We start from the raw sequence: 12519 nt of genomic DNA, 5'->3' as shown, positions 1-12519 counted from the left end.
AAAACTAATAAACAGTAAAATGAGAATAATTAAAAAGTGTGGTTTAATTTTGTTTTTAAACTTAGCATTAAATTCATTTGGTCAAAATCAGCCAGATGCTGCTCTTACTAAAAAAGTTGAAAAGGCAATTTTATCATTAAAGGTTAAAGACCCCAGTGTTTCAGATCCTGTTTCAGTTGATTCTCAGCTGATATGGAACAGTAGTAAAACGCAGTTCGCTGTTGTAGTGAAAAGTAAAGTATTAGCAGGATGGCATATTTATGCTTATGTACCAAAAACTCAGCCATACCTTCAGTATAAGCTAGTACTGGAAACCCCAAAAGGAGTAACTCCCTTAACAGATTGGACCAAACCTAATTCATACCCTTATGCAGACAATATTTTTGTCTATAAAGGACAACAGGTTTTTACAAGATATTTTTCTGTGAAGGATTTAGCCTCAGGATCTAAAATAACAACAGGACTATTTTATCAGACTTGCGACATTAGGCAGTGTTTACCTCCGAAAACAAAAGCGAAGGAATTAAAATTATAATCGTATATAATAAAAGTAATTACAATGAGACAGTTGCAAAAAACAATGGTATTGATAGTAATACTGTTCGGTACTAACGCTGCATTTTATGCGCAACAGAAAAAGGAAAACTTGTCGGTATTATATGTAGGATTTGATCCAGCAGTTCCGGTAAGCGAACAAATAATTAATTCGGAAACAAAAACAGGAGGTATGACCCCGGAGCGTTTTAGAGAAGACGTAAAAACAAGATATAATGCTTTTGAAAGTTATCTAAAAGAGTATTTCACATCGGTCAAAGTTATGGATGCCAGAAGCTATACAATGGATATGTCCAAAAGCTATGATGTTACGATCTTCGATCAGGATATCAATCCATGGGAAAAGAGACAGGATTCTCCGAAATACAAACCGGCAAAGTATTTAACGGAAGATTTTGATTTTCCAACTATTTTTATTGGTCACACTGCACCGAATATGGGTAACAGTATTGGTTTGAAACTGGATTGGTTGTGTTTGTGCTTGGATGCAGAGGCTCATCATTTAAAAACGGAACATCCTATTTTTAAAGGACCATTTCCGGTAAAACTTACAATGACAGTTAAACCAACACCAGAAGCAATCTTTCATTATCCTTCTGGGAAAGATGTACCGAAAGAAATACCAATGTGGCGTGTTCAAAAAGAAGGCTATTTAGACGGAAAAGGATACCGTATTGGTCTTGTGACAAGAGGTGATGGCTTTTTAGATTCTCCAGATGCTGAATATATTTCAAGCGGAGTTAATAGTAAAGATGTTGGAGCTGTGGCCATAGGCCGACATGGTAATTTCTTTTTATGGGGCTTTTCAGCGTCTCCAGATTTTATGACTGAGGAAGCCAAGCAGGTTTTTGCTAATAGTATTGTATATATCAAGCAATTTAAAGGGCAAAAACCAATTGCTAGAAAATATAATGATCGTATTGCTATACGAACTTCAATTGACGATATGATTGCCAATCTTAATACGGAGTCTTTTGAGAAATTCAAAATTTACATGGGAGAACTAAATGTTCAAAGGGAGAAAGAGATAAATAAGTTATTGGATAAGAAAAAGAGCGGTGAAAAATTAAGTGAAATGGAAGAAGCTATACTTGGTGCACAGTCTCAGCCGATTCCTGTTCCAACTTGGGAAGACTATCTACAGATGACTGCACAGACTTTTTACAAACCAGAATATCTGAAAAATGTAGATAAATTAATAAAATACCTGAAAGAGAATAAAAAGTATATGTACTCTGAACCCGATGGATTTTATGAGTTAAAAATTGACGAGGACATCAAAAAAATAGGTATTGGCAATGCAGATATCAATCTTTTAACACAATGTGTTTCACTTTTAAAGAGCGGTAAAGATATTGATTTAGTTAACAGAGTTCTTTTACGTTATACCGCAATGAACAAAAGTCCACAGGAATGGGAAAAATGGCTTCAGGATAATTCTTCTAAATTGTTCTTTACAGAAGCTGGAGGTTATAAATGGCTGATTGATACTACAAAGTAATCAGTAACAGTGTAAATAATAAAAAATAATAATATGAAAAAAATAATTTGTTTAGTAGTTGCGGCTTTAGCACTTGTCTCTTGGAATGAAAAGGAACCAGATTATGCTATAATTTCAGGTGTGATCACACATAAAAAAGCCGATTGGAAAATTGTAAGTAAGGATCAATCCTTTTCACAAATTCTTAAAATAGATGCGCAGGGAAAATTTAAAGATACACTTCGTGCTAAAGAGGGGGTATATTTTCTGTTTGATGGAACGAACTATGCTCAGATTTACATTGAAAATGGAAGTGACATTGTTATAAATGCGGATACTAATGACTTCAATAATACTCTTAAATTTTCGGGTAAAGGGTTTGAAGCGTCTAATTACCTAGGTTTAAAAATGGAGGCTGAAGGTAAGTTAATTGGAGATGAAAAAGCTTTTTATACACAAGACGAAGCGGTATTTAAGATAAAATCAAAAGAAGTTCAGACAAGTATTGAAAGAATTTTAGACGGTGTTAAAGGCATTTCTGAAAGTTACAAAACCAAAGAAAAAAGAAATCTAAATTATGGTTATTTAGTTAAATTAGATAACTATGAAAAATACCACGAATATTTTGCCGCAAAACCAGGTTTTAAAGTTTCTCAGGGATTTCTTAGCGACTTAGATGGATTATCATTTGAAAATGCAGAAGACTTTAATTTTTCAGAAGATTATAAGAAACTTATACTCTCTCACTACAGTAAAGAGGGTGAGAAAATAAGCCAATCGACCTCAATTCCTGAAGATGTAGCATTGTTGCAGGCATTAGGTTCTATTTCAAATTCCACTATAAAAAACAGCCTTTTATTTTCTTCAGCTGAATTAGGAATTACTTTAACAACGGATCTTAAGGCATATTACAATGCATTTATGAATGCTTCAACAAGTCAAGACGACAAGAAAGTTATAACAGATTTATATAATAAGTTATTGATTGTGGACAAAGGTCAGTTATCTCCCCAATTTGTAAAATATGAAAATAACGCTGGCGGAGTTACTTCTTTAAGCGAGTTAAAAGGAAAATATGTTTATATAGATGTATGGGCAACTTGGTGTGGACCGTGTATGGCTGAACTTCCTTTCTTGCAAAAATTGGAAGATAAATATCGTGAGAAAAACATAACTTTTGTCAGTATCTCGGTTGATAAAGCAAGCGCACATGACAAGTGGAAAAAAATGATTGTTGATAAAAAATTAGGTGGAATTCAATTAATTGCTGATAAAGATTTTGATTCTCAGTTTATCAAAGATTATTCTATAATGGCAATTCCAAGGTTTATTTTACTTGATCCAAATGGAAACATTATTAGCGCAAATGCAGCTAGACCAGCTGAAGAAGATAAAATTGTAAAATTATTTTCTGAGTTGGGAATCTAAAAACAACCTTTTTACTTTTTTTAATTTTCTAGTTATTAGGAAAATAAATAGTTGCTTAAAATATGCTTTTTATTAAGTGTATTTTGAAGGGACTAGGGTTATAATGCTTTTTTTTAAGGATATTATCTGTTACCATTTATTTACAAAAATGGGAGTCTTGCTAGTTTTATTGTGGTTAAAATTAGATGATTATATATGATATGATGATGATTTATTGCTATTAAGCTTCTTTAATAAAACATGTTTTAAAAGATATTTTGAATTAGTAACTCACTTGGAAAACAATTAAAGAAGAAGGAGAAGAGGACTCTATTCTAGCAGTCCTCTTTTAATAGAATAATTATTAAAAAATTCAATAGAAAGAGCTGTAGAGGCATAACAATTTTATACTTAATATTTTTTTTGAAAAAACTAGAAACAACTTACACTTTTATGAGAAAAACGATACTACTAATAGTACTACTATTATCTTTTTTAGGACATGGACAAGTTTTGGATCCTGTAAAATGGAATACGACTGTTGAAAAACTTTCGGATAAAGAATACAAACTTGTTTCAACAGCTTCGATTCAACAAGGATGGCACCTATATTCGCAAAATGTTCCGGAAAATGGTCCAATTCCCACAACATTTAAATATGATGTTGTTAAGGGATCTTTTAAATTAAATGGAACAACGGCTGAAAAAGAGGGGCATATCATAGAGGATCCTATTTTTAGGATGAAGATAAAATATTTTGAAAATTCTACAGTTTTTGAACAGAGGATACTAGTATCATCAAAGATATCTTCGGTTAAAGCGGTGGTTGAGTTTATGGTTTGTGATGATTCAAGATGTATGCCTCCGACGGAAGTTGACTTGATTTTTAACTTAGAAAAAGCAAAAATAATAGCTCAGCCAATAACTTCAACGCAACAAACCACCGTAATATCTGATTCAATAATTAAAGAAAAGGACACAGCATCAATAGAACAACATGAAAATAATACTATAAAACCAATAGTTTCAAATGATGTGAAGGCTGAAAATAAGAAGGAAAACGGATTATTGGGTATTTTCTTTATTGCTTTTCTGTCTGGTTTTGCAGCACTTTTAACGCCTTGTGTTTTTCCAATGATTCCTATGACTGTAAGTTTTTTTACAAAGCAAAGCCAGAATAAAGCCGTTGGAATTAAAAATGCTATTATTTACGGTGTATGTATTATAGTTATTTATGTGCTTCTAGGAACTGCGGTAACGGGCATTTTCGGAGCAGATGCCTTAAATGCTCTTGCTACTAATGTATGGTTTAATATTATTTTCTTTTTATTGCTGGTTATTTTTGCTGTTTCATTTTTAGGAGCTTTTGAAATTATGTTGCCAAACTCATGGTCCAATAAAGTAGATTCTCAGGCTGACAGGGGAGGACTAGTTGGTATTTTCTTTATGGCTTTGGCTCTTGCAATTGTATCTTTTTCATGTACTGGTCCTATTGTCGGAACACTTTTGGTTCAGGCAGCTTCAAAAGGTGGTATTGCACCTATTATTGGTATGTTTGGTTTCTCGTTAGCGATTGCATTACCATTTGCATTATTTGCTGCTTTTCCAGGCTGGCTAAATTCACTACCTAAATCAGGAGGCTGGTTAAATACAGTAAAAGTTGTTTTGGGTTTTCTAGAACTGGCACTAGCTTTTAAATTCCTATCACAGGCGGATTTGGTTATGCAGACACATTTACTAGAGCGTGAAGTTTTTTTAGCGATTTGGATAGCTGTATTTGGTACACTAGCTTTATATCTTTTTGGAAAAATAACTTTACCACATGATTCGCCTTTGAATCATATTTCAGTAGGAAGACTTAGTCTTGGCCTTGTTGTTTTATCTTTTACTATATATATGATTCCAGGCTTATGGGGAGCACCACTAAATTTAATCAGTGCTTTTCCACCACCCCAAGATTACAGTGAATCTCCATACGGTGTTGGTTCTTCAAAGGGTGGATCGCCAGCGTCAGCTCATACAGATGTACCAGAAGGAGCTCATCTTTTAGCGCCGCATGATATAGTAGCTTTTGACGACTATGATAAAGGCTTGGCTTATGCAAAAAAAGTAGGTAAGCCAGTTATGTTAGATTTCACAGGATGGGCTTGTGTAAACTGTAGAAAAATGGAGCAGAATGTATGGCCTGATCCAAAAATATTGTCTATGTTGAAAAATGATGTGGTGTTAATTTCATTATATGTGGATGATAAAAGGGATTTAGCATCTAGTGAGGTTGTAGAGTCTAAATTACGACCAGGTAAACAGTTAAAGTATATTGGACAAAAATGGAGTGAACTTCAGACTATAAAATACAAAGCAAATTCACAACCCTTTTACGTACTTATGGATCATTCTGGGGAAAATTTAACAGAGCCGGTAGCTTACACACCAAATATTGAAGAATTTCAGAGTTGGCTCAAAAAAGGTGTGTCACAATTTAAAAAGTAACATATATAAAGGTTATTAATTCTTGGAAATGAATTGCTTTGGATAAATATATCCAAAGTAATTCGTCTTCTTCTAAAATAAATTATTAAAAGTTTTGTAATGAAAGATAATGCTAAATCTGAAAGACAAATGGCTGGTGACGGACAGTCAGAGCTTGAAGTATATTTTTCCAAATTCAGAGAAAATACGATAGGATACAATCATATATTTCATTCTGCATATGGTAATCAAAAGATGGTGTATGCTGACTGGATTGCAAGTGGACGTTTATATCGTCCCATTGAAGCGATCATGTGTAGTGAAATAGGACCTATGATTGCCAATACCCATTCATTTTCTAGTGAGTCAGGTAAAGCCTCGACGTATGGGTATCAATTGGCTAGGGAACTTATCAAAAAACATGTAAATGCTTCTGACAAAGATGTTTTAGTTACCACAGGAACTGGTATGACTGGAGCTCTATCTAAATTGTTGCGAATAATGGGGCTGAAATTTGTGGAACAAATAGAAAAAGCAAATAGCAACAGTTTTATTAATGAACGTCCAGTGGTTTTTATAACTCATATGGAGCATCATTCCAATCAAGTTCCTTGGTACGAAATAGATGCGGATGTTGTTATTTTACCTGCAGGGAAGGGTAACCTTATTGATCTCGAGTTAGTAGAATTAGAAGTTAAAAAATACGCTTCAAGAAAAATAAAAATAGGCTCTTTTACAGCATGTTCCAATGTAACGGGTATTATTACGCCGTACCATGAACTGTCAAAAATAATGCACCGTAATGGGGGATTGTGTTTTGTTGATTTTGCAGCATCAGCACCGTATGTTGCACTAAACATGCATCCGAATGATCCACAAGAAAAATTAGATGCTATTTTCTTTTCTCCGCATAAATTTCTTGGAGGTCCTGGTACTTGTGGTATTCTGGTTTTTAATGAAAAATTGTATAATGCGACAAGTCCCGATAATCCAGGAGGAGGTAATGTAAAATATACTACACCATGGGGGGGATTTTGCTACAGCGATTCAATCGAAGTAAAAGAAGATGGTGGAACTCCCGGATTTCTTCAAGTTATGCGTACTGCCTTGTGCTTGGAATTGAAAATACAAATGGGAATTGAAAAAATGAAAAAGCGTGAGACAGAGCTTCTTCAACTATGTTATTCAGAATTCAAAAAGTTACCCCAAATTAAATTGTTAGGAGACTTAAATAGTGAACGAATTGGCTGTGTTTCCTTCACAATAGAAGATATTCATTACAATTTGGCTGTCAGACTGCTTAATGACCGATTTGGGATTCAAGTCCGTGGCGGGTGGTCGTGTGCAAGTACCTATGCGCACAGCCTCTTTAAAATTGATAAAAAAGAATCCGAGGTAATAACAAAAGGTATTTTGCAACAAGATTTAAGTAATAAACCTGGTTGGGTACGGTTATCGCTACATCCTACTATGGCAAATTCTGAGCTACTTTATATCTGTAACGCCTTGAAAAGTATCATTGAGAACTACCTTGAGTGGCAGAAAGACTATGTCTATAACCCTTGCAATAATGAGTTTGATAGTCTTTTTTATAAAGACAGTCTTGAAGAAGAAGTTAAAGGTTGGTTTACCACTGAATTAGTATAAGTATTTGAAAAATAATAAGAATAGTTTAAAAAATTATAAATAAAATGAAAAGAAAAATAATTTGGAGTCTTAGTTCGCTATGTTTTTGCACATTGGTTTTTGCACAAAAAAGCAATCCTAATTTTAGTAAAGTTAAAGTTGTAGGAGGAATTGAAGAGTATATGTACCAGCCTAATGGAATGAATGTATTGCTTTTACAAGATAATGCCTCCCCTGTGGTTACGGTTCAGATTGTATATCGAGTAGGTTCTAAAAATGAAGTTTTAGGAAATACTGGATCAACACACCTTTTAGAGCATTTAATGTTTAAAGGTACGCCGACTTTCAATAAAAAAAGTGGAACAACTATTACTGACGTTCTGCAGAATACGGGAGCTAAGTTAAACGCTACTACCTGGTATGATCGTACCAATTATTTTGAAACACTACCAAGTGATAAAATAGGTTTGGCACTTCAGATTGAAGCTGATAGAATGCGTAATTCTTTATTGCTAAAAGAAGATAAAGATGCTGAAATGACCGTTGTACGTAATGAATTTGAGCGTGGAGAAAATGATCCAAATAGTGTTTTGGATAAGGAAATCTGGTCAGCAGCTTACATAGCTCACCCATATCATCACTCTACTATTGGATGGAAATCTGATATTGAGAAAGCACCAATTGAAGTGCTGCAAAATTTCTATAACACCTATTACTGGCCAGATAATGCTACATTGACCATTATTGGTGATTTTAAAAAGGATAATGTGTTTGCCCTTATTGAACAGTATTTTGGAAAAATTACGAAATCACCAAATGTAATGCCTCAACCTTATACAGAAGAGCCTCAGCAGTATGGGCCTCGTAAAGTAATCGTAAAAAAACCAGGTGAATTGGGTGTAATTAATAAAGCTTATAAAATACCGGGTGCATTACACGAAGACTTGCCTGCACTAAACATTTTAGGAGAGATTATTGGTTCTGGACCGTCATCAATATTAAATAAAACTTTCGTTGACAGTCGTATGGCAATTTATGCCTATGCAGGAGCTAGTAATTTTAAAGAAGTAGGTTTATTTTCTATTGGGGTGGGTTTTCCGGTTTCATCAAAGCATGAAGATATTGATGCTAAGATAACAGAGGTTGTGTCAAAAATTCAGAAAGAGGGAGTAACTCAAGATGAAGTAGACCGTGTTGTTGCTAAAATTAGTGCACAAACAATTTTAGCCAGAGATGGTTCGAGTGTAATCGCGTCTGAATTGACAGAGGCTATTGCTGCGGGTAACTGGACAGAATATGTAATTGGGGTTGATAAGTTGAAAAAAGTTACTCCTGCTGATGTACTTCGCGTTGCCCAAAAATATTTAGTGGAAGATCAGAGTACAACAGGTTATTTTGTACCTAAGCAAAATGGAGGTCAAAATGAAAATGCTCCGCAAGCAAATAATTTCATGCCGGAAAATGGGCCTTTTTATTATAGACATGGCGAAGAAGGCCATTCTCAAGATAAAATACCTGTAAATTTGGTAGCATTGCAAAATGGTAGTAAAGTTGAAACCTGCTTAAGTAGTACCGTAACTGAAAAAAAAGCGACTGTATACAAAAGAGAAAAAGTGCAGGGAATTGATGTGGTGTATGTAAAAACTTCCGCAAAGGATTTTGTCACTGTGGTAGGTAGTATTTCATTGGGTAATTTCTCAAATGAAAATAAAAATGACATGATACCATCATTGACTGCCGAAATGCTTTCTCAAGGGACATTGTTTAATGATAAATTTAAATTTTCTGAAAAGCTTCAAAAACTGGGAGTTACTCTTAATATAAATGCTTCAACTTCAAAAGTTAATATTGGTTTTAAATGTTTGAGCAAAGATGTCGATCAGGTTACAACTTTACTAGCTGAAGCGCTTCGCTCTCCCTTGTTTGATAAAAATGAATTTGAAAATATCAAACAACAGTTTATCGGAAACAAACAGCAAAATTTAAATGATCCTAGACAAAGAGGTAGTATTGCTTTGACTCGAAATATATATTCGAAAGAAAATCCAAATTATGATTTAACAATTGAAGAAGATTTGGCTAATATTCAAAATGCCACTTTGGAAGATTTAAAAGCATTTCATAAAAAGTATTTTGGACCTGCATCAATGCATTTGGTAATTGCTGGTGATACAGACAATACAAATTTTAATGTTTCTTTAAAAAAATCTTTTAAAAACTGGAAGGGTGGTGTAAATGAAATTTTAAATTTTGATGAAACAGTAAAAGCAGAAGCAAAAACGGAAGTAGTATCAATTGCAGAGAAACCAAGTGCTGAATTATTTATAGGGCAGTACACAGGTTTAAAAAGAGCAGATGCTGATTTCATACCATTTCATATTGCTACTTATACATTGGGAGGTGGCTTTGCTGGACGTCTGATGCAAACGGTACGAGATAATGATGGACTAACTTATAACATTACATCGGGAACAGGTGGTAATGCTGTGACAGGAGGTTACTGGTACATAAACGCATCGTTTAATCCAAGTTTATTTCAAAAAGGTCTGGACGCTACCATGGTACAGGTTGATAAATGGATAAAAGACGGTATTACTTCAGAGGAGTTGGAAAACAAAAAAACAAATTTAATTGGAAGTTTTAAAGTAGGTCTGTCTACAACTACAGGGTTAAGCTCAACTATTCTGAGCTTTATCGAGAGAGGTTTGGATCCTGAGTACGTGGAGCAATATCCAAAAGACATTGAAAAAGTGACCTTGAAGGATGTTAATGACGCTATCAAAAAATATGTTCAAGCAGACAAAATGATTATTATTAAATCAGGTTCTCTAGACAAGGACGGCAATCCAGTAAAGTAATTTTAATAGTCGTCTTTCGTGTTTTTATTTTAGATTATATAATTTGTTACTTATTTTTTGAAAGACATTTAAAGAGCTGTTTGCCGACAGCTCTTTACTTTTTTATTAAACGGAAGTGCTTTTAGATTATTTTTTGAGATAATCAGTAATGAAGATATTCTTACATAAATTAAATTATTTTTTAAACTTTATTATTATGCTTAAAGAGGTTCATTCAACGACTACTATTTCAAAGTCCCTTACAGAAGTTTTTGATTATTTTTTCTCACTAAATCCATTGGGTATACTACAGGAGTTTGGATACCTTGCTCAAAATAAAACGGAAATTTTAGTAAATACTAATTCAATGCTAGGAAGTGAAGAGTTGATATATTTCCACGATGGATCAACAGCGTTATATCAATTGTACGATCTTATGCCAAATGTTTTATTTTCAATTCATATTGATGATTTTAGTTCTAAGCGAATCAAAGGTCTGGAAGCAATCCGCTGTCATTATTCTTTTGATGCTTTGGAATCTGGAATGGTAATAGTACATTGTTGCATCAGCTAAAAATGAAATCAATCATTTATAAAGTACTATTTGAATTGCTTTTGCAAAGAAAAATGCAAAAAAAACTTGATGCAATATTGTTAAAATTCTAAATTATATTTATTAGGATATAATTATAATATAGGTTTAATCGATGGCTATAAATTTTCATTGAACCAAAACAGTTTTTAGATTAGATATTGATTTTTATTTAAACACACTTAAAATTTATGTCCCAGTAAATGTAGCAATTCCAAAAATTAGATGGTCCAAAAAATGGACATTTAATTGTACCTACGTTTATCATGTTGACATCTAGTGTAATTACAATAGTTTTTGCCATTCTTTCTACACGTCCCAAAGTGACCAAAGGAGTTTTTACAAAAAAAGATATTGAGGATAAGAAAGTCAATCCCCTTTTCTTTAGAAATTTTTGTAAAATGCCATTAATAGACTACGAATGGGCAATGAACGAAATTATGAAAGATCAGGAATATATCTACAATTTTTTGATTAAGGATTTGTATTATTTGGGAGTCGTTTTAAATAAAAAATACCAATTACTGCGAATCGTCTACAATATTTTTATGGTAGGAATCTTAGTGTCAGTAATTGCTTTTGTGATTGCTCTATTAGCAATTTCGGGTTAGTTTTCTTTCTTTATATTACTATTTTGAAGTCCAATTACTGTCATCTCTTGGATAAAAATATTACTAGAAGTAAAAACGTCATAGAATTGGCATGATAATTATTGTGGCAATGGCAAGGGGACTCCAAGTTATTGATAACAAGAATAATCAAAAATAAACTAGTAATCATTCGAACTTAGACTTTCAAATTCTTTTAATTCAGTATTTAATTTATTTCTTAAATCTCAGTTGATGTTTTGCAATTAAAGACAAACAAAATAAAAATAGGTTTGAATGGTGAGAAATGTATTATGTCAGAGTGTCAAAAAACGGGATTTCCAACCAACATACCATTATTGCCTAAAGCTCTCTAAATAATGGAAAAGTACAGAGAACATCCACTTTGTTTAGAAAGAAGATCTGTTCTTCCTGTGATCTCAAACCAGAAAATGAATGAATATCTAAAAGAAATTGCTGAAATATGTGGATTACATGTGATTTTAAATACACATAAAGCTAGAAGAACTTTTGCAAGTACTGCAACTCTCGGTAATGATGTACCTATACGTGTCGTAAAAGAAATGCTTGGTCATTCATCTGTAAAGCAGACCGAAGAATATGCAATAATTGAACAGGCAGCCATCGGTCGCGAGATGCAGGGATTAAAAAAAAATACTGGCAGATAAGGAAGATGTATCGGGTAATTTAACTATCCAAACAATTGAGAGGATGGAGAAGGAATTGAGCGAAATGAAAAAGAAACTTACTATCATTAACCAGAAGTGAATAAATTACTAGAAAGCGAAGGGTTAATGTAGAGATTTTTCTCTGCACTAGCCTTTCATTTTTTATTAATGCTTATTGTATGGTAAATTACCAATTGCGAAATATTCAGTGATAAATGGAGCTAGAATATTTATTGTGAACCTTATTAAACGCTGGGCCAATAGTTTCTGATAGAAC

8 protein-coding genes and 1 pseudogene are annotated in these 12519 nt (G+C 33.3%); all 9 read left to right on the top strand.

The features are described from left to right. The first annotated feature begins 19 nt into the window (after nucleotides 1-19). The 9 genes and pseudogenes from I5M07_RS02520 (at nucleotide 20) to I5M07_RS02480 (ending at nucleotide 12242) form a co-directional block, all read left to right on the top strand. Entirely contained in the window at nucleotides 20-535 is a 516-nt protein-coding gene (locus tag I5M07_RS02520; protein WP_200104613.1) for a protein-disulfide reductase DsbD domain-containing protein, read from the top strand. Nucleotides 536-559: 24 nt separating this feature from the next. Beyond that, nucleotides 560-2056, top strand: coding sequence for a hypothetical protein (locus I5M07_RS02515; RefSeq protein ID WP_200104612.1), 1497 nt, complete (start codon nucleotides 560-562; stop codon nucleotides 2054-2056). A gap of 33 nt (nucleotides 2057-2089) precedes the next feature. After that, nucleotides 2090-3463 carry a TlpA family protein disulfide reductase gene (locus I5M07_RS02510; RefSeq protein WP_200104611.1) on the top strand — a complete coding sequence of 458 codons (1374 nt, stop codon included), beginning with the start codon at nucleotides 2090-2092 and terminating at the stop codon, nucleotides 3461-3463. A gap of 432 nt (nucleotides 3464-3895) precedes the next feature. Beyond that, on the top strand, nucleotides 3896-5932 hold the full coding sequence (locus I5M07_RS02505; RefSeq protein ID WP_200105141.1) for a protein-disulfide reductase DsbD family protein: 2037 nt from the start codon (nucleotides 3896-3898) through the stop codon (nucleotides 5930-5932). 99 nt (nucleotides 5933-6031) lie between these two features. Further along, the gene (locus tag I5M07_RS02500; RefSeq protein WP_233621916.1) at nucleotides 6032-7558 is read left to right on the top strand and encodes an aminotransferase class V-fold PLP-dependent enzyme; all 1527 of its coding nucleotides are present in this window, start codon (nucleotides 6032-6034) and stop codon (nucleotides 7556-7558) included. 44 nt (nucleotides 7559-7602) lie between these two features. Continuing rightward, entirely contained in the window at nucleotides 7603-10395 is a 2793-nt protein-coding gene (locus I5M07_RS02495) for a M16 family metallopeptidase (RefSeq protein WP_200104610.1), read from the top strand. A 196-nt stretch (nucleotides 10396-10591) separates the two neighbouring features. After that, a complete protein-coding gene (locus I5M07_RS02490; RefSeq protein WP_200104609.1) occupies nucleotides 10592-10948 on the top strand; it encodes a hypothetical protein in 357 nt (118 codons plus the stop codon). A 236-nt stretch (nucleotides 10949-11184) separates the two neighbouring features. Beyond that, a pseudogene (locus I5M07_RS15965) lies at nucleotides 11185-11577 on the top strand (Pycsar system effector family protein); the annotation flags it as partial. A gap of 356 nt (nucleotides 11578-11933) precedes the next feature. Continuing rightward, nucleotides 11934-12242: a tyrosine-type recombinase/integrase gene (locus tag I5M07_RS02480; RefSeq protein WP_233621914.1), complete on the top strand. Its 309-nt coding sequence runs from the start codon at nucleotides 11934-11936 to the stop codon at nucleotides 12240-12242. The last annotated feature ends 277 nt before the right edge of the window (nucleotides 12243-12519 follow it).

Origin of the sequence: Flavobacterium agrisoli (genome assembly GCF_016522065.1) — a bacterium.
Taxonomy (GTDB): domain Bacteria; phylum Bacteroidota; class Bacteroidia; order Flavobacteriales; family Flavobacteriaceae; genus Flavobacterium; species Flavobacterium agrisoli.
This window is presented reverse-complemented; position numbering and strand designations above follow the sequence as displayed.